This window comes from Agilicoccus flavus (assembly GCF_014857905.1).
In the GTDB taxonomy this organism is placed as follows: domain Bacteria; phylum Actinomycetota; class Actinomycetes; order Actinomycetales; family Dermatophilaceae; genus Agilicoccus; species Agilicoccus flavus.
Map to the genome: position 1 here is coordinate 1 of NZ_JACYXE010000017.1, position 17,221 is coordinate 17,221.

Sequence of the window (17,221 nt, forward strand, 5' to 3'; positions counted from 1 at the left end):
GGTAATCGCCGCCCGGTCGCGCCCAAGCTGCCCGAGGCGGCCTGGATCAACCAGCCATCACCGGAGGCCCTCATACAGACCGCGTAACGAGACGTGTCTCAGACTGCTTGACATCTTCCGGCGGCGGTGCGCCGCGCCACCTGGTCGGATTCGAGCAGCGCGTGGTAGAGCAGTCGGCGGTGCTCGCGGGCGGCGCGGGTCTCGAGGCGGCCCGTCGCGAGGTCGGCCAGGACCTCGTCGATCCCGACGACGACGTCGCGGGCGTACGCGCGCAGCAGGGTGACGTTGTGCCCCCGCCCCGAGACGGCGAGGACGACGAGCGCGACGGTCACCGCGAGCACGGTGTCGAGGCCGCGCTCGACGACGAGCGAGCCCGGGTCGGAGCGGGCGGCGGCGTGCGACCCGATCGTCAGCGCGAGGGGCGTGATGGCGACGACCGCGAAGCCGTAGTTGCGGACGATGAGCAGCTCGACCACGAACTGGAGCCCGGCGACCACGAGGACGAGCGCCCACCCCTGCGGGTCGAGCGCCGTGAGCGCCGCGAAGAGCAGGAGACCGACCGCCGTCCCGGCGAGCCGCTGCAGGGCGCGCACGATCTGGGATTCCCGGGTGCCGCCCTGGTGCAGGACGAGGGTGGCGAACGCGGCGGCCCAGTAGACGTGCGATCCGCCGAGGGCCAGCGCGATCGCGCCCGCCACCAGCGAGGCGAGGGCCACCCGCGCGGCGACGAGCAGGATCTCGGACGGCCAGCGCGCGGCGCGGCGCAGCAGGGCGGCGGCGCCGGGGCGTCCGAGCGAGGTGTCGCGGATCTGCTCGACGTCGATCCGCCGCGCGCGCTCGCCCCGGTCGGCCCCGCTCCCCGGGGCGCCCGCCCCGGGCGCCGAAGTGCCGGTGGGCTCACCGGGCAGCCCCGGCGCGTCGATCTCCGCCGGTGCCTCGACCCCCGCCGGCTCCCGGCGCTCGGGGCCCTCGTCGCCCGCGGGCCCCCACGGCGCCGGGTCGATGCCGAGGATGCCGCCCGTGATCCGCGCCGTGGCCGCGACGTACCGGTCCTGCACCGACCACAGGCGGGTCGTCCACTCCGGCTGCGAACCGGCGTCGGTGACGACGGTCCACGCGTGGTGCAGCGCGGTGGACGTCGCATGCCGGACCGCCTCGAGCGCCCCGCGCCGGTCCTCCGCCTCGAACCGGCCCATCGCGGACTCCGCGGCCTCGACGGCGAGCCGCTGGGGCCGGGACGGGTCGCGGACGAGGTCGCTCAGCCCGACGGCGAACGCGACGGCGGCCCCGACGATCGTCGCCGCGACCACGTGGGCGACCGGTGGGCCGTGCAACGCGGCGAGGCCGCCGACCCCGTTGACGAGCACGAAGAAGAACGCCCCGGGCGGACCGACCCGCAGCGTGAGGCAGGCGAAGGAGGCGAGGGTGGCCGTCGCCGCGAGCGCGAGCACCCCGAGGACCGGCATGGGGGCGGCGAGGGCGCCGAGACCGGCCGCGGCGACGAGCCCCGTGGCCACCCCCAGCATCAGCCGTCGCCGGTAGCGAGCGGCCGTCGTCGGACCGTAGAGGACGGTGAAGGCGCCGAGACTCGCGAGCATGCCCAGCCGCAGGTCGCCCACGACCTGGGCGGTGCCGAGCACGACGAGCATCGTCGCCGCGGCCTTGAGGGCCACCGGCCAGCGCGGCGGCGACGGGTTGAGCACGAACGCGGCCCGCGCGTGGCGACGCCACGGGCTCAGGGGATTCGAGGGCACCGTCCCGATTGTCCCCGACGCGCCCGGGTCCTCCCGGCGCCGGCCGGCCCGTGGGTCGAGACGGCGGTGGGCGGCCGAGGGATCCGCGTCAGCGGCGCTCGCCGTGGTGCTCGGGGCCGGTGTCGCCGGGGACGGCGTCCTGCGCGTCGTCCTCGCTGATCGTCACCCCGGACAGGAGGTCGCCCGAGTCGGTGCCGGTCACGCGGCCGCCGATGACGCCGTCGGCCCCCTCGCCCGCGGTCGGCGCGTCGGACATGACGGCCCCGCCCTCGGCGGAACGGGTGCCGGTCTGGCTGGCCGTGTCCTCCGCGGTCTGCGATTCGGGGTTGTCGCGGGGGTCGACCTCGGGGGTCTGGTCGTCGGTGCTCACGGGGAGTCCTTCCGTCGGGGTGGTGGGGCGATCGTCAGCCTGTCACGCCCGCGACGGCGCCCGCGCGGGCGGGCGGGCGACGACCGAGCCGGGGGAGGACGGCCGCCGGTCAGCCGGTCGGGGCGAGGCGCAGGAGACGGCCCGACGAGCCGTCCTCGAGCAGCCAGATCGCGCCGTCGGGCCCCTGCTCGACCTCGCGGATGCGTTCGCCGAGGTCCCACCGGTCGGCCGCCGTCGCGGTGGTCCCGTCGAGGTCGAGGCGGATGAGGGCCTGCCCGGACAGGGCGCCCACGAACGCGTCGCCGCGCCAGGCCGGGAAGGCGGCGCCGGAGTAGATCATCAGGCTGCTCGGCGAGATCGACGGGTTCCACGAGGCCTTGGGGGCGACGAACCCGTCGCCCGCGGCGTGGTCGGGGATGTCGCGCCCGTCGTAGTGGCTGCCGTTCGAGGCGCGCGGCCAGCCGTAGTTGCCGCCCCGTTCGACGAGGTTGACCTCGTCGCCGCCCTGCGGGCCCATCTCCGAGGACCACAGGCGGCCGTCGCCGTCGAAGGCCAGCCCGAGGGGGTTGCGATGGCCGAGGCTCCACACCCGCGCCGCGGCCCCGCCCCGGCTCGCGAACGGGTTGTCGGCGGGAGGCTGCCCCGACAGGTCGAGCCGCAGGATCTTGCCGAGGTCGGTGCCGAGGTCCTGCGCGGGCTCCATCTTCTGCCGCTCACCGGAACTGATGAACAGGTGGCGCCCGTCCGGGGCGATCGCCATCCGGTGCGAGTAGTGCGCGTTCCCGCTGCTGGGGTCCTGCCGCCAGAGGGGCGTGAGGCCCTCGAGCCGGGGCTGCCCGTCCGCCGGCAGCGTGGCCCGGGCGACGACGGCCCGGGTGCCGCCGTCGGCCTCCTCGGCCCAGCTCAGGTAGATCCGCCGATCGGTGGCGAACGTCGGGCCGACGATGACGTCGCCGAGCCCGCCCTGCCCCGCGTCGGCGACCCCGGGCACCCCGGCGACCTCCTGCGTGGCCCCCGAAGCCGGGTCGACGAGCAGGAGGGTCCCGCCCTTGAGCGTGACGAGGGCGCGGCCGTCCGGGAGGAACGCCATGGCCCAGGGCGCGTCCAGCGTCGCCACCTCGGCCACCGTGAAGGGGGCGCCGTCGGGGCCCGGTGTCCCGGCCGGGAACGCGGCGCCGGCCGACTCCGGGGCCTTCGAGGCAGTGGAGCCCGTGGAACCCGTGGCGCCCGTGGCAGCCGACCGGGGCGAATCCGACTGCGGCCCCGTCGAGCCCGGTGACGTACACCCCGTGCTGAACACGATCGCGGCGAGCGTGGCGGACGCGAGGACCAGCTTCCGGGGCGCCATGGAGCGACCTTACGCGGCGAGGCGGCGCCAGGGTCCGGCGGCGAGCCCCGAGGGCGGGTGCGCCGCGCGGGGGTGCCCTAGGGTCGGGGCATGACCGAACTCGTCCTCGTGGCCGAATCGGGCGACGGCACTGTCTCCGCCCTGAACCTGCAGACCGACGGCACGGCGCACCTGAACCGGCTCGCGACCTCGCCCGTCGGCGACGGGTGCGGGACGTTCGCGGTCGACGCCCGCCGCGACCTCGTGTACGCGGCGGCCAAGGGGGAGCCGGCCCAGCTCGTCACGCTGCGGCTCGACCGCGCGTCCGGCGAGCTCACCGAGACCTCGCGCCGGGCCGTCGACGACTCCCTCACCTACCTCGAGCTCACCCACGACGGGAGCGTCCTCCTCGGCGCCTCCTTCGGCGGGGGTTTCGCCGCGTCGTGGCAGGTCGGCGACGACGGGACGGTCGGGGAGCCCCGCAGCCGGGTCGAGTTCGCCAACGCCCACTGCGTCGTCGCGGCCGGGCCGTACGCGTACGTCGTCTCGCTCGGCGAGGACCTCGTGGCCCAGTTCTCGGTCGCGCCCGGCGGCGCCCTCACCCCGCTCGACCCGCCCACCGTCGCCTGCCCGGAGGGGAGCGGGCCGCGCCACCTCGTCCTCGCGGGGAGCAACGCCTACCTCGTCACGGAGTACTCGGCGGAGGCGATCCGCTTCGACGTCGCGGACGACGGCACGCTCACCGCGGCGGAGTCGGTACGCATCGACGATCCGGCCGCGAACCTGGCCCACAGCCGCATGGGGGCCGACCCGCTCGAGGAGCACCTGCGCTGGGGCGCCGACCTGCACGTCGCCCGGGGGTTCCTGCTGTGCTCGGAGCGGACCGCGTCGACGATCGCCTCGGTCGCGCTCGACGCCGACGGCCGTCTCGGGCAGGTCGTATCCATCTCCGGGACCGAGACCCAGCCGCGCGGGTTCGTCGTCACCCCCGACGAGCGGTTGGCGATCGCCGCCGGCGAGCGCTCCACCCACCTTCGCCTGCACCGCGTCGAGGACGACGGCCGCCTCGTGCCCGTCGAGCGGGTGGCGATCGGCGCAAAGGCGAACTGGGTCCGCGTCGTCTGAGAAGGTGAGGCGCAGGCCGTCGATCCGCGGGCGAGCCGGTTCCGCAGTCTCCTCGGTCGAGGGCCGTCCGGGCCGGACCCGGCGCGGGGGGTGAGCGGCTTCCCGCATCGGCCGGTCCCGCCGACCTAGGCTGACCCCCGCGGCCCGATCCGAGCCGCTCGGAGCAGCGGGAGGGTGGCCATGGCCCAGGGCACACCCTCCCGGCGCGAGGTGCTCGTCCCGTCCGCCGCGCTGCTGTGGGGGCTGCAGGCCGCCCTCCTCAACCCGGTCATCGGGATCCTCCTCGTCTCGCTGTACGACGCGTCGCCCGGCGACGTCGGCTGGGTGCTCTCCGTGTACAACGTGGCGGGATTCGTCGCGTCTCTCGTGCTGCCCGTCCGGGCGGACCGCACCGGCGAGTACCTGCGCCCCATGCTCGCGTGCTCGGTCCTGACGATCCTGTGCGCGGCCGTCATGGGGGTCACGACGTCGCTGCCGGTGGCCCTCGTCGCCCTCGTCGCGTTCGGCGGCCCGGCCGGGGTGGGGGCGGCGCTGCTCTTCGCGCACCTCAAGCACCGCGGCGCCGGCCTGGCCGACATCGTCGGCACGCGGGCGGTGCTGGCCTTCGCCTGGGTCGCCGGGCCGCCGATCGCGACCTTCGTCATGGGCCTGTTCGGCGACCGCTCCGTCCTCGCGCTCATCGCCGCCGTCGGCGCGGGCGCCGCGGTCACGACCGTCGCCATGCGGCTCTCCGACGTCCGTCGCGGGATGTCGGGGACGGCGGCCCCCGCCGTCGACGACCGCCGCGAGCGCGCCCCGCGGCTGCCCCTCGCCGCGGCCGCCGTCGCCGTCGTGCTGCTCCAGGCGGCGAACTACGGCGCGGTCGTCGTGACGACGCTCTTCGTCACCCGCTCGCTGGGACTCGACGTCATGTGGGCGGGGGTCGCACTCGGGGTCTGCGCGGCCCTCGAGGTGCCCGCCCTCGTCTTCGCCGGGTGGCTCGGCGCGCGGTTCGCCGCGCCGCTGCTCATGGTCGCGGGCGCCCTCGCCGGCGTCGCCTACAACGGCCTCGTCGTGCTCGCGGCGGCGCCGGCCGCCCTCCTGGGCCTGCAGGTCCTCAACGCGTTCTTCATCGCGATCGTCTCGGGCATCGGCCTCGCGTGGTTCCAGGCGGTCATCCCGGGCCCGGGGCTCGCGTCGGGGTTGTTCATGAACACCCGGAAGATCGGCGCGATCCTGTCGGGGCCGGTCGTCGGTCTCGCCGGGGTGAGCTCGCTCGGGTACGGCGCGGTGTTCCTCGGCTTCGCCGGGCTGTGCGCCCTCGCGCTGGTCTTCCTCCTCGGGGCGTCCCGCCACCCGGCGATGCGCACGATCGGCTGAGCGGCCGCGCGTCGCAGGCGGTGCCGCCGGCCCCGGCGTCGTCCCGTTCCGTCGCCCCTGTTCACGACGTTCGCGGCCACGGCCGCGTCGAGGATCGACGGGTCACGAGGGGGTCACACCCCGGTCACGGTCCGGCCGCGAGGCCCGGAACCGTCCCCCGTGTTCGATAGGTTGCGGTGACGCCCATCGCTGCGCCGGTCGTTCCCTCCCGTGCCAGGAGCCCCCATGTCCCGCACCGCCCCGCAGAGCGAGCCCGCTGCCGACCGGCCCGTCGACCCCGAGGTCGCCGTCGACCCCGACTACGCGTTCTCCCCCGTGCCCCGAACGGCCCGCCGCGGGTTCTGGTCGGTCGGGTTCGTCCTGCTCGGGTTCACCTTCTTCTCGGCGAGCATGAGCGTCGGCGCCAAGCTCGGCACGGGACTCGACCTCTCGGGGTTCCTCACCGCGGTCCTCCTCGGCGGGCTCTTCCTCGCCGTGTACACCGGCGCGCTCGCCTACGTGGGCGCGCGCACGGGCCTCGGCATGGACCTCATCGCCCGGCGCGCGTTCGGCACGACGGGCAGCTACCTGCCGTCCGCGCTCATCTCGCTCACGCAGATGGGGTGGTTCGGGGTGGGCGTCGCGATGTTCGCCATCCCCACCTCCGAGATCATCGGGACGAGCCCGTGGATCGTCGTGCTCCTCGGGGGCGCGGCCATGACCGCGTCGGCGTACTTCGGCATCAAGGCCATCGAGATCGTCAGCTTCGTGTCGGTGCCGCTCATCGCCCTGCTCGGCACGTGGTCGATGGTCACCGCGACGAACGACGCGGGCGGGCTCGCGCAGGTGTTCGGCGCCTCCGGGGGGATGCCGCTGCTCACGGGCATCGCCCTCGTCATCGGCTCGTTCATCTCGGGCGGCACGGCCACTCCGAACTTCACCCGGTTCGCCTCCACGCCGGGCAGCGCCGTCGTCACGACGGTCGTCGCGTTCCTCCTCGGGAACGCCCTCATGTTCGGCTTCGGCGCGGTCGGCGGGGCGTTCACCGGCAAGGACGACATCTTCTACGTGATGATCGCGCAGGGTCTGGCCCTGCCGGCGATCATCGTGCTCGGGGCCAACATCTGGACGACGAACAACAACGCCCTCTACTCCTCGGGCCTCGGGTTCGCGAACATCACGAACGCGCCCCGGCGCCCGCTCGTCCTCGTCGCCGGGTTCGTCGGGACCCTCCTCGCCATGTGGCTGTACGACAACTTCGTGGGCTGGCTCACCTTCCTCTCGGCCGCCCTGCCGCCCGTCGGCGCGATCTTCATCGCCGACTTCGTCCGCCACCGCGAGCACTACCTGGCCGCGGACGGCGTCGCGCGTCCCCTGCACGGGGTCCACGTCGGCGCCGTCGTCGGCGTGGTCGCCGGGGGCCTCGTCGGCATCCTCGTGCCCGCCGGCGTCCCCTCGATCAACGCGATGGTCGTCGCGCTCGTGTGCTGGTTCGTCGGCGATCTCGTGCAGGGTGGGCGACCGGCCGGCGCGACGACCCGGGCGGGTGTCTGATGCTGCTGCGCGACGTCCGCCTGCCCGAGGGGACCGGCCCGGTCGACCTGCGCATGGTCGACGGCGTGTTCGCCGAGATCGGACCGGGCCTGGCGCCGGCCGGGTCCGAGAAGGTCGTGCAGGGGCACGGCCGGCTCGTGCTGCCGCCGTTCGTCGAGTCCCACATCCACCTCGACTCGGTGCTCACGGCGGGCCAACCCGAGCCCAATCACTCCGGCACGCTCTTCGAGGGCATCGAGCGGTGGGCGCAGCGCAAGACGACGCTGACCCGCGAGGACGTCAAGGAGCGCGTCAACCGGGTCGTGCGCCAGCAGGCGGGGTTCGGGGTGCAGTTCGTGCGCACCCACGTCGACGTCACCGACCCGCAGCTCACCGCCCTGCACGCGCTGCTCGAGCTGCGCGAGGAGCTCGCGGAGTGGGTGACGATCCAGATCGTCGCGTTCCCGCAGGAGGGCATCTGCTCCTTCCCGGACGGTCGCGCGCTGATGACGCGGGCGGCCGACCTCGGCGTCGACGTGCTCGGCGCCATCCCGCACTTCGAGTTCACCCGCGAGTACGCGGTCGAGTCGCTGAACTTCGTGTGCGAGCTGGCCGCGGAGCGCGGGCTCCTCGTCGACGTCCACTGCGACGAGATCGACGACGAGGCGTCCCGCGGGCTCGAGACGCTCGCGACCCGCGCCTACGAGCTGGGCCTCGGTGACCGCGTCACGGCGTCGCACACGACGGCGATGCACAGCTACAACAACGCCTACTTCACCCGACTGTTGCGGCTGCTCTCGCTCAGCGGCATCAACTTCGTCTCGAACCCCGTCGTCAACACGCACCTGCAGGGCCGGATCGACAGCTACCCCAAGCGGCGGGGCGTCACCCGCGTCAAGGAGCTCACCGAGGCCGGCCTCAACGTGTCGTTCGGGCAGGACGACATCTGCGACCCGTGGAACCCGCTCGGCACCGGCAACCTGCGCGACGTCGTCTTCACCGGCCTCTACGTCACCCAGATGATGGGCCACGACCAGATCGTCGACTCCTACCGCTTCGTCACGACGAACGCCGCCCGCACCCTGCACCTCGGCGACGGGTACGGCATCGAGGTCGGTCGGCCCGCCCACCTCGTGGTGCTCGACGCGCAGAGTTGGTACGACGCCCTCAACTGGAACGCGCCCGTGCTGGCCTCCTACCGGGCCGGACGGGTCATCGCCCGGACCGAGCCCGTCCGGCGCGAGGTGCTCTTCTGAGCCGGCCGGCGCCGCGGGCGCCCTGATTCAACCGGGCCGCCACTCCGGCGGCGGGTCCTCGCCGACCCGCCCGTCGAGGGCCTCACGGAGGAGGTCGGCGTGGCCGGTGTGGCGGCCGTACTCCTCGACGAGGTCGCAGACGTGGCGGCGGACACTCGGCCGGACGCCCTCGAACTCCAGGTGGCCGGGGGCGTCGAGCCGGCCCTCCTCGACGATCGCGGCGAGGCGGGCCCGGGAGCGGGCGACGGCGGCGTCGTAGAACGCGTAGACGTCGGCCGCCGGGCCGTCGGGACCCTCGAACTGCCACGAGCGCACGTCGTGCCCCGCGGGCGCCGCTTCGAACGACTCGGGCCGCCGGCCGGCGATGCGCCAGGCGAACACGTCGTCCTCGCAGACGGCGAGGTGGCGCAGGAGGACGCCGAGGGTCAGCGCCGAGGAGGGCAGGGCGAACCGCAACCCCGCGTCGTCGAGCCCGTCGGCCTTCCAGCGGAAGGTCCAGCGCAGCCGGTCGAGCATGCCCACCAGGTGCTCGGCCTCGGTGCCCGCGAGCGGCGGCTCCCAGGGAGGCGGTGGGGTCGGTGCGGGTGGCGCGTCGGGGCTCACGGGGTCTCCTCGGATCGGCGATGCCGGGACGCTACGCACCAATGAGGACGGACCCTGTCCGCTGGTCACGAGGTCGCGGCGCCGCCCGCGGCGGGGGCGTCGCGGCCCCGCCGGCGCATGAGCACGACGATCACGACGGCCTGCACGAGCAGGAGCGCGGCCCCGCCGACGATCTCGCCCCACCCCATGACGAAGCCCGCCTGCAGGGTGCCGATCGTCGAGGCGACCGGGTAGAACAGCGGCCAGAGGATCGCGAGGTTGCGGGTCAGCGCGAAGATCGCCGCGATCACCAGGCCGAAGACGCCGAAGCTCAGGGCCTGCGCCGGCGGCACCGACCCGAGGTGCTGCAGGGCGAAGCCGGCGCCGGCGAGAACCACGGCGGCGACGATCCCGAACGCCTTCTCCCAGCGCAGGTAGAGCCAGCCGAAGACGAAGAACGGTTCCCACAGGACGACCGCGTTGGCGAGGAACTGGGTGAGCACGTCGACCCCCGACCCGCCGGCCAGACCCAGCGCCCTCGCAGACTCGCCCCGCCGAGCACGAGCGCGGCGACGAGGGAGACCACGAGCCGACGCCGCGTGAGGCCGAGGTCGGCCCACCGGGCGCCGCTGCGGGAGATGGCCCAGGCCGGTAACGCCGTCCCGAACACGAGGATCCCGGCGTAGAGCACCCACGAGATCCCCCGGCCGGCCCCGAGGAAATAACACCCCCAGAGGCCGACCAGGGTGAGCGCGGCGATCGCCGTGTCCGCGCCGGGCCGCCCGCCGAACCACCGACGGACGTGCGCAGGAAGGCCCGACCGATCGGTCGGGAGTCGTCGTCGGGCCGTCGGAGGAATCGGATCGGGTCCCATGCGCCCGAGAGTAGGGTGGGCCCGCCGCGGCCCCGGGGCCGTTCATCGAGACGGCACGCACCCTTCACCGGCCGGTCACCGGCGTGAGCGATGCGCCGGGTCGCGCTCGCCCGGGGCGGCGGACCCGCCTCCGTTCGCCGACGGCCTTCTCTCGGAGCGGGCCGCGAGCGGCACCTCGGGAGCACGAGCTGCCCTGGACCGCAACGTGATTCGGGCGTAGACCTGCGAGCGGGACCGGATCCGGCCCCGGGGACGGGGCGGCACCTCGCCGCCCCTCGAGGGCAAGGGGGCTCTCATGTCACATCTCATTCGTCGGTGGACGACCCGCGCGGTGGCCTGTGCGGTCATCGCGGGCGGGTCCGGAGTCGTCGGGGCCGGCGCCGCGCCGGCCGCGAGCGGCGGGTCGGCAGGGGTCACGGCCGGCACGGCCACGTCGGCGGGCCGCGCGGCCGCCGCGTGTCACACCCCGTGGGGGACGGGGGAGAAGGGTCGGGCGCCGGTGACGATGGGGCGCGGGCCCATCAGTGACGTCCGCGCCGGGCGGCACGCGTGCTTCGACCGACTCGTCATCGACATCCGCGGGGCCGTCCCGCGCGGCGCGGTGAACGTCGAGTACGTGCCGGTCGTGTACCAGGACGGCACCGGTGATCCCGTGCCGTTGCGCGGCCGGGCGAAGCTCAACGTCAGCCTCGGCCACGTCGTGTACGACTCCCGGGGCCGGATCGTCTACGCCCCGAAGAAGTCGTCCGAGCTCGTCCGCACCGGTGGATTCACCTCGCTGCGGCAGGTGGCGCTCGCGGGCTCGTTCGAGGGCGTGAGCACGATCGGCATCGGCGTCACCCGCCGCGTGCCGTTCCGGGTCGTCGTCCTGCCCGGGACGCGGACGAGCCGTGTCGTCATCGACGTGGCCCACCGCCCGTAGGGCGGTCGCCGTTCCCCGCACCATTCAGACCGATCGGTCAGGATTCTGACCGATCGGTCTGGCACGTCTCTGGAGCGCTGCGCCGTGTCGTCAGTCCCGGAGGGAGCGCGGGGGAGGCGGGGCATCCACGGCCCGCCTCCGAGGCGCCGGCTGACATGCTGGGGGTGCGGCGTCGGAGCGACGCACGAGTGGACGAGGTCGAGGTGGCGCGATGCGGCAGGACATGGAGTTCTCGATCCCGGGCCGCCCGAAGCAGGTGCTCGAACGCTGCCGCGACCCCGAGGTCGCCCGGGCCCGCGCCGCGTCCGACCCGACCCTCGCGGCGGAGGTCACGGAGCTGGGCGGGCCTGTCGACGGTGGCGCGTTCCTCGTCTACGCGGTGACCGGCCGGCTGCCCGAGAGCTGGATCCCCGCCCGGGTCGCGGCCGCGATGCCGGCGCAGGTGCAGGTGAGTCGGCGCGAGGCGTGGTTCCTCGCTGACGACGGCGGGGCGCACGCGCAGGTCGACATCGACCTGGGGGCGATCCCGGCCACGCGCATCCGGGCGGCGGCGCGGCTGGCGCCCCGCGGCCCGCAGGACAGCGCGCTCATCTACCGTCTCGACCTCGACGTCTCCGTCCCGCTGCTCGGGTCGGCCATCGAGCGGGCGGTGCTGGGCCGTCTCGCGGCGGCGCTCGAGCGGGAGGCGGAGGTCATCCGGGGGGCCTGACGCCTCGGCTCGTCGGCGTCCCGCAATCCGGGCCGTACCCACGTCCGCGAGAACGGCGCCCAGGCTGCACGCCCGCGCCGGCCCACTTCCTCTCGCTGATGTCGGGTTTCCTTGACACTACATGTCAAGCGTGCTTGACTAATAATGTCAAGGAAACCTGACGGAATCGGAGTCCTCATGACCGTCACCGCCGTGGTGGGGGTGCGCGAGCGCCGCCGCGAGCACCGGACGACCCAGGCCGAGCTGGCCGCGGCCGTCGGCGTCTCGCGGCAGACGATCATCTCGATCGAGCGCGGCGAGCACGCCCCGAGCGTGTACCTCGCCCTGCGGATCGGCCGCGCGCTCGACGCGCGGGTGGAGGACCTGTTCCCGCTACCGGAGGGAGAGAACTGAGATGGCCACACGCGAACACCGCAGGGGTGCGAATCTCGACGCCGTCGCCGACCGGGTGTTGGACCTGGACTCACCGGTCTACGGAGACGAGCGGGAGCGCCGCGTCGTACTCGAGGCGTGCAGCTTCGGGTTCACCCTCGCGCTCTACGCCGCCCTCGCCGCGGCGGTCCTCGCCGGCGCGGCGGGCAGCGTCGGCGCCTCGCTCGGCTTCCTCCTCGTCGCGGTGGCGCCCTCGGCGGCTGCTGCCTGGTACGCCCGCCGCCGGAACGTCGACTTCGACCTGCTCGCCACCCGGGACCGCCGGGCCTACGTGCGGGGGCAGGTCGTCGCGCTCGTCGCCGTCCTCGCCTGGTGCGGCACCCTCGCCTTCCTGGGCCTCACCGGCCGCCCCCTCCTCCCCGTGGGGGACGCGCTCGCCGCCGGCGCGAGCATGGGGGGCGCGCTGCAGGGCATGGCGGTGGGTGGCGTGGTCGGCGCCGTCATCGGCGGCGCCTGGCACGTCGCCTCCACCCGCCGCAAGGCGGCCCGGGCGTCGCGGACGGCCGACGAACCGGACGACGACTTCTGAGCCTCCGACACGACGTGGACGGCGCGCCCCGAGAAGGGTGCGCCGTCCACGCCGCGTCCGGCCGCTCGTCCGACTCAGCCGCCGCGCAGGATCGAAGTCATCTTCTTGCCCCGGGCGAGCTCGTCCACGAGCTTGTCGAGGTAGCGAATCCGCTGCATGAGCGGGTCCTCGATGTCCTCGACGCGGTGGCCGCAGATGCTCCCCGTGATGAGGGAGGCGTCGGGGTTCATCGCGGGGGCCCGCGCGAAGAACGTCTCGAGATCGACGCCCTCCTCCAGGGTGCGGCGGACACCCTGCCCGTCGTAGCCGGTCAGCCACGTGATGACGGTCGTGAGCTCCTCCTCGCTGCGGCCCTTGCGTTCGACCTTGGTCACGTAGTGGGGGTAGATGCTCGCGAAGCTCGTCGTGAAGATGCGGTGACCGGCCACGGGCCGTCCTCCTCGGGTCGGGCCGGCGTCAGGAGCGACGGTGGCGGGGGTGCCGGACGACCGCGACGGGGCACGCCGCGGAGAACAGCGCCGCCCGGCTCACCGAGCCCAGCAGCATGCCCGCGAATCCGCCGCGTCCGTGCGAGCCGACGACGAGCAGGTGCGCGGTGTCGGCCTGTCGGGCCAGGGCCGGGCCGGGGGGCTCGTCGGCGATGACGATGTCCACTTGCAGGTCGAGGTAGTCCTCGCGGAGCCCGGCGAGGGCCTCGTGCGTCTCGGCCTCGGCGCGCTCCTTGAGCTCGCGGTAGTACTCGCCAGGCAGGGGGATCTGCGTCGCGATCTCGGGCGGTGGCTCGGGCACCGCGCAGACGGCCGTGAGCGGGGCGCCGACCGCGTCGGCGTATCGGGCGGCGAACGCGACGGCCTCCTTCGACGTCTCGGACCCGTCGACGCCGACCACGACGGGGCCGTGCTCGTCCTGCGCGGGTGGGTTCCGGATGACGACGACGGGCCCTTGGCCGTGGGACGTCACCGCGACGCCGGTGGAGCCAGTGAGGGTCGAGACGAAGCGTGAGCGGCCGCGGCTGCCGAGCACGAGCAGCTCGGCCTCCGCCGACTGGCCGACGAGCGCGGTGACGGGGTGGCCGTCGAGGCACTCCGCCTCGATCGTCAGCCCGGGGGCGGTCTGCGCCGCGAGCTCACGGGCCGGCGCGAGGATCTCCTCCTCCTGCGCGGCCGTGAGCTTCTGGGGCAGGACCATCATCGGCTCGGCCCCGTAGACCATGTCCGCGAGGTTGGAGACGAAGACGATGCGCAGCGGGCGGTGGAGGCGGTGCGCGGTGCGGGCGGCCCAGACGACGGCGTCGCGCGCGCCGTCCGAACCGTCCCAGCCGACCACGAGGGGGCGGGTGGCGGACATGGACGAACTCCTCTCGCGCCTCCCCGGCCGGCCCGGGTGACCGCTGGGGCGACACCTCCATTCTCCTCCGCGAATGCCGCCGAGGGGGGACGTTCGTCACCCCCGCCCGCAGGGGAGTCGGGAGAAGGATGGAGGCGGGCCCGGACGCACGAGGCGCCGGCCGGATCGGAAGGACACGTCATGCGTGCGGCGCGCTACTACGGCAACGGCGACATCCGGATCGAGGAGATCCCCGAGCCGACGGTCGGCCCGGGCGAGGTCGGCATCGACGTCGCCTGGTGCGGCATCTGCGGCACCGACCTGCACGAGTACAAGGACGGCCCGATCTTCTGCCCGAGCCCCGGACATCCCCACCCGATCTCGGGCGAGGACGCCCCGATCACGCTCGGTCACGAGTTCTCGGGTGTCGTCTACGAGGTGGGCGACGGCGTCGACGATCTCGAGGTGGGGCAGCACGTCGTCGTCGAGCCGTACATCATCTCGGACGACGTCGACACCTCCGAGGCGAACATGGCCTACCACCTCAGCCCGGACATGAACTTCATCGGCCTGGCCGGCCGCGGCGGGGGCCTGGGCGAGAAGGTGAGCGTCCGGCGCCGCTGGGTGCATCCGATCGGTGAGTCGATCCCGCTCGACCAGGCCGCGCTCATCGAGCCGTTGTCGGTCGGCTACCACGCCTACCAGCGCTCCGGCGCGACGTCCGGCGACCTCGCCGTCATCGCCGGCGCCGGCCCCATCGGCCTGCTCCTCGCCGCGGTCCTCAAGGCCGAGGGCATCACCGTCGTCATGAGCGAGATCAGCGAACTCCGCCGCCGCAAGGCGCTCGACTCCGGCGTCGCCGACCACGCCTTCAGCCCGGCCGAGGTCGACGTCGCCGAGCAGGTTCGCGAGCTCTCCTCCGACGGCCGCGGCGCGGACGTCGCGTTCGAGTGCACGAGTGTGCAGCCCGCGATGGACACCCTCGTCGACGCGCTGCGCCCCACCGGCGTGCTCGTCGTCGTGTCGATCTGGGGCGGGCGCGGCTCGTTCGACATGCAGCAGATCGTGCTCAAGGAGCTCGACGTCCGCGGCACGATCGCCTACGTCAACTCCCACCCGGAGACCATCCGGCTCGTCGAGCAGGGCCGGATCGATCCCGGCCCGTTCGTCACCGGCAAGATCGGCCTCGATGGGCTCCTCGACGACGGGTTCGACACCCTCATCCACCGGAACGAGACGGCGGTGAAGATCCTCGTCTCACCCAGCGGCCGCGGCCTCTGACGCGGTGGCGAGGGTCGTGGCGGCGTCGATGAGGGCGAGGTGGGAGAACGCCTGGGGCGTGTTTCCCACGAAGCGCCCCGCCCGCGGGTCGTACTCCTCGGAGAGCAGGCCGACGTCGTTGCGCAGCGACACGAGGTGGCCCATGAGGTGGCGGGCGTCGTCGATCCGGCCGGTGAGCGCGTAGGCGGACACGAGCCAGAACGAGCAGGCGAGGAAGGGATTCTCGTCGCCGGTCAGGCCGTCGACGCCCGACGACGTGCGATAGCGCAGCACGAGGCCGTCGCGGAGGAGGTCGCGCTCGACCTTCGCGACCGTCGCGACGTAGCGGGGGTCGTCGGCGGCCACGAGCCCGACGGGCGCGAGCAGGAGCAGCGACGCGTCGACCTCGTCGGTCTCGTCGTGCTGCCGGAAGTGCCCGGCGTCGGCGACGCCGCGGGTCAGGACGTCGTCGCGCACCCGGTCCCGCACCTGGCGCCACCGGTCGGCGGGCCCGTCCAGGCCGTGCTGCTCGACGCCCCGGACGGCCCGGTCGAGCGCGACCCAGACCATGGCCCGCGAATGGGTGAACCGGCGCGCGGGCCCACGGATCTCCCACAGGCCCTGATCGCGGCGGTCCCAGTTCTCGCAGAGGTGGTCGACGAGCGCGACCTGCAGCGCCCACGAGTCGGCCGACTCGGTCAGTCCGCGGGACCGGGCGAGCTCGAGGGCGTTCATCACCTCGCCCAGCACGTCGAGCTGCTGCTGGTCCACCGCCGCGTTGCCGAGCAGGACCGGGCGGGAGTCGGCGTAACCGGGGAGATGGCCGAGCTCGCGCTCGGTGAGGTCCCGCCGTCCGTCGACCCCGTACATGATCTGCATGCTCGCCGGGTCGCCCGCGACGGCGCGCAGGAGCCACCGGCGCCACGTGCGCGGTTCCTTGCGGTAGCCGCACTCGAGGAACGCGGTGAGGGTCAGGGAGGCGTCCCGCAGCCAGCAGTAGCGGTAGTCCCAGTTGCGCGCGCCGCCGAACTGCTCGGGCAGCCCCATCGTCGCGGCGGCGACGATCCCCCCGGTGTCGCGGTCGGTGAGCCCGCGCAGCACGGCCAGCGACGTGCGCACCGCGTCCGCGTGCTCGCCGTGGTAGTGGGCGTGCCGGGTCCAACCCCGATAGTGGGCGAGGGTGGCGGCGCGGGCCCGGGCGACGTCGAACGGCGGCGGCGGCTCCTCGTGCGACGGCCACCACGACATGACGAACGTCAGCGTCTCGCCCTCTCGCACCTCGAACTCGTCGGTGTGCGTGGTGCCGTGCGGGCGCGGCAGGCGGGGGCCCCGCAGCAGGACCGAGCTCGGCCCCGAGGTCGCCACGAGCATCTCGTCGCAGCCGAGGTCGCTGTGGTCGGGCACGCGGTGGATCCACGGGCGGTGCTCGCCGTAGCCGAACCTCAGCACCCACTCGTGCCGCACGAGGACCCGGCCACGCAGGCCGCTGATCCGTCGCACCACGTGCGTCGCGTCCTCGCTCGTGGGCATGAAGTCCTCGACGCGGACGACCCCGGCGTCCGTCTCGTGCTCCGCGACGAGGGCCAGCGTGCCCGCCTCGTACGAGCGCGTCGTCCGCGCCGGCTCGACGGTCCCCAGCAGCCAGCGACCGTTCCCGGGGGACCCGAGGAGCGCGGCGAAGCAGGCCTCGGAGTCGAACCGCGGCAGGCACAGCCAGTCGATCGACCCCGCGGAGCTCACGAGGGCCGCGGTCCGCATGTCGCTGAGGACGGCGTAGTCCTCGATCGGGGGCTGCGAGGGTGCCCCCGACCGGTCGGCGTCCGGGCGTCCGCGGGATGGGTCGTCGTGGCTCATGACTCGAAACTAGGCCCGGCGGTGCCCCGG

17 protein-coding genes are annotated in these 17,221 nt (G+C 74.2%); 9 read left to right on the forward strand and 8 right to left on the reverse strand.

Features of this window, described 5'->3' with window-relative positions; genetic code table 11:
• Positions 1-98: 98 nt before the first annotated feature.
• The 3 genes from ICW24_RS17905 to ICW24_RS17915 all read right to left on the reverse strand — a co-directional run bounded on the left by ICW24_RS17905 (position 99) and on the right by ICW24_RS17915 (position 3,472).
• Entirely contained in the window at positions 99-1,754 is a 1,656-nt protein-coding gene (locus tag ICW24_RS17905; protein WP_226347093.1) for an FUSC family protein, read from the reverse strand.
• Positions 1,755-1,842: 88 nt separating this feature from the next.
• Entirely contained in the window at positions 1,843-2,124 is a 282-nt protein-coding gene (locus tag ICW24_RS17910) for a hypothetical protein (RefSeq protein WP_226347094.1), read from the reverse strand.
• A 109-nt stretch (positions 2,125-2,233) separates the two neighbouring features.
• A complete protein-coding gene (locus tag ICW24_RS17915; protein ID WP_226347095.1) occupies positions 2,234-3,472 on the reverse strand; it encodes a PQQ-dependent sugar dehydrogenase in 1,239 nt (412 codons plus the stop codon).
• A 90-nt stretch (positions 3,473-3,562) separates the two neighbouring features.
• Here ICW24_RS17915 and ICW24_RS17920 point away from each other — a divergent pair, with 90 nt between their 5' ends.
• The 4 genes from ICW24_RS17920 to codA all read left to right on the forward strand — a co-directional run bounded on the left by ICW24_RS17920 (position 3,563) and on the right by codA (position 8,703).
• Positions 3,563-4,576: a lactonase family protein gene (locus ICW24_RS17920; protein ID WP_226347096.1), complete on the forward strand. Its 1,014-nt coding sequence runs from the start codon at positions 3,563-3,565 to the stop codon at positions 4,574-4,576.
• Between the two features lie 180 nt (positions 4,577-4,756).
• Positions 4,757-5,935, forward strand: coding sequence for an MFS transporter (locus tag ICW24_RS17925; protein WP_226347097.1), 1,179 nt, complete (start codon positions 4,757-4,759; stop codon positions 5,933-5,935).
• A 225-nt stretch (positions 5,936-6,160) separates the two neighbouring features.
• Complete coding sequence (gene codB, locus ICW24_RS17930) at positions 6,161-7,468, forward strand: cytosine permease (protein WP_226347098.1); 1,308 nt, start codon at positions 6,161-6,163, stop codon at positions 7,466-7,468.
• Complete coding sequence (codA, locus tag ICW24_RS17935; RefSeq protein WP_226347099.1) at positions 7,468-8,703, forward strand: cytosine deaminase; 1,236 nt, start codon at positions 7,468-7,470, stop codon at positions 8,701-8,703. Before codB ends, codA begins: the two co-directional genes overlap by 1 nt.
• A gap of 27 nt (positions 8,704-8,730) precedes the next feature.
• Here the strand turns inward: codA and ICW24_RS17940 are convergent, their stop codons facing one another.
• Positions 8,731-9,306: a mycothiol transferase gene (locus tag ICW24_RS17940; RefSeq protein ID WP_226347100.1), complete on the reverse strand. Its 576-nt coding sequence runs from the start codon at positions 9,304-9,306 to the stop codon at positions 8,731-8,733.
• A gap of 65 nt (positions 9,307-9,371) precedes the next feature.
• Entirely contained in the window at positions 9,372-9,788 is a 417-nt protein-coding gene (locus ICW24_RS17945) for a CPBP family glutamic-type intramembrane protease (RefSeq protein ID WP_226347101.1), read from the reverse strand.
• A 666-nt stretch (positions 9,789-10,454) separates the two neighbouring features.
• Between ICW24_RS17945 and ICW24_RS17950 the strand changes: the two genes are divergently transcribed.
• The 4 genes from ICW24_RS17950 (at position 10,455) to ICW24_RS17965 (ending at position 12,751) form a co-directional block, all read left to right on the forward strand.
• Positions 10,455-11,081 carry an AMIN-like domain-containing (lipo)protein gene (locus tag ICW24_RS17950; RefSeq protein WP_226347102.1) on the forward strand — a complete coding sequence of 209 codons (627 nt, stop codon included), beginning with the start codon at positions 10,455-10,457 and terminating at the stop codon, positions 11,079-11,081.
• Between the two features lie 211 nt (positions 11,082-11,292).
• Positions 11,293-11,790 carry a DUF2505 domain-containing protein gene (locus ICW24_RS17955; RefSeq protein WP_226347103.1) on the forward strand — a complete coding sequence of 166 codons (498 nt, stop codon included), beginning with the start codon at positions 11,293-11,295 and terminating at the stop codon, positions 11,788-11,790.
• A gap of 177 nt (positions 11,791-11,967) precedes the next feature.
• Positions 11,968-12,183 (forward strand): helix-turn-helix transcriptional regulator, encoded by a 216-nt coding sequence (locus ICW24_RS17960; RefSeq protein WP_226347104.1) that lies wholly within the window; start codon positions 11,968-11,970, stop codon positions 12,181-12,183.
• Between the two features lies 1 nt (position 12,184).
• Positions 12,185-12,751, forward strand: a complete 567-nt coding sequence (locus ICW24_RS17965; protein WP_226347105.1) for a hypothetical protein — start codon at positions 12,185-12,187, stop codon at positions 12,749-12,751.
• 74 nt (positions 12,752-12,825) lie between these two features.
• On the opposite strand, the gene ICW24_RS17970 is transcribed toward ICW24_RS17965, so the two are convergent.
• Together ICW24_RS17970 and ICW24_RS17975 are read right to left on the reverse strand one after the other, a co-directional pair.
• Positions 12,826-13,179, reverse strand: a complete 354-nt coding sequence (locus ICW24_RS17970) for a DUF2200 domain-containing protein (protein ID WP_226347106.1) — start codon at positions 13,177-13,179, stop codon at positions 12,826-12,828.
• Between the two features lie 28 nt (positions 13,180-13,207).
• Positions 13,208-14,098 (reverse strand): universal stress protein, encoded by an 891-nt coding sequence (locus ICW24_RS17975; protein WP_226347107.1) that lies wholly within the window; start codon positions 14,096-14,098, stop codon positions 13,208-13,210.
• A 180-nt stretch (positions 14,099-14,278) separates the two neighbouring features.
• On the opposite strand from ICW24_RS17975, the gene ICW24_RS17980 reads away from it, so the two are divergent.
• The gene (locus ICW24_RS17980; protein ID WP_226347108.1) at positions 14,279-15,358 is read left to right on the forward strand and encodes a 2,3-butanediol dehydrogenase; all 1,080 of its coding nucleotides are present in this window, start codon (positions 14,279-14,281) and stop codon (positions 15,356-15,358) included.
• Here ICW24_RS17980 and ICW24_RS17985 read toward each other — a convergent pair.
• Positions 15,335-17,191, reverse strand: coding sequence for a glycoside hydrolase family 15 protein (locus ICW24_RS17985; RefSeq protein ID WP_226347109.1), 1,857 nt, complete (start codon positions 17,189-17,191; stop codon positions 15,335-15,337). The genes ICW24_RS17980 and ICW24_RS17985 overlap by 24 nt on opposite strands.
• Positions 17,192-17,221 lie beyond the last annotated feature (30 nt).

Coding starts and splice junctions, on each gene's coding strand:
- ICW24_RS17960 (WP_226347104.1), top strand. CDS start 11,968: ATGACCGTCACCGCCGTGGTGGGGGTGCGCGAGCGCCGCCGCGAGCAC.
- ICW24_RS17915 (WP_226347095.1), bottom strand. CDS start 3,472: ATGGCGCCCCGGAAGCTGGTCCTCGCGTCCGCCACGCTCGCCGCGATC.
- ICW24_RS17985 (WP_226347109.1), bottom strand. CDS start 17,191: ATGAGCCACGACGACCCATCCCGCGGACGCCCGGACGCCGACCGGTCG.
- ICW24_RS17920 (WP_226347096.1), top strand. CDS start 3,563: ATGACCGAACTCGTCCTCGTGGCCGAATCGGGCGACGGCACTGTCTCC.
- ICW24_RS17980 (WP_226347108.1), top strand. CDS start 14,279: ATGCGTGCGGCGCGCTACTACGGCAACGGCGACATCCGGATCGAGGAG.
- ICW24_RS17955 (WP_226347103.1), top strand. CDS start 11,293: ATGCGGCAGGACATGGAGTTCTCGATCCCGGGCCGCCCGAAGCAGGTG.
- codA (WP_226347099.1), top strand. CDS start 7,468: ATGCTGCTGCGCGACGTCCGCCTGCCCGAGGGGACCGGCCCGGTCGAC.
- ICW24_RS17965 (WP_226347105.1), top strand. CDS start 12,185: ATGGCCACACGCGAACACCGCAGGGGTGCGAATCTCGACGCCGTCGCC.
- ICW24_RS17975 (WP_226347107.1), bottom strand. CDS start 14,098: ATGTCCGCCACCCGCCCCCTCGTGGTCGGCTGGGACGGTTCGGACGGC.
- codB (WP_226347098.1), top strand. CDS start 6,161: ATGTCCCGCACCGCCCCGCAGAGCGAGCCCGCTGCCGACCGGCCCGTC.
- ICW24_RS17950 (WP_226347102.1), top strand. CDS start 10,455: ATGTCACATCTCATTCGTCGGTGGACGACCCGCGCGGTGGCCTGTGCG.
- ICW24_RS17925 (WP_226347097.1), top strand. CDS start 4,757: ATGGCCCAGGGCACACCCTCCCGGCGCGAGGTGCTCGTCCCGTCCGCC.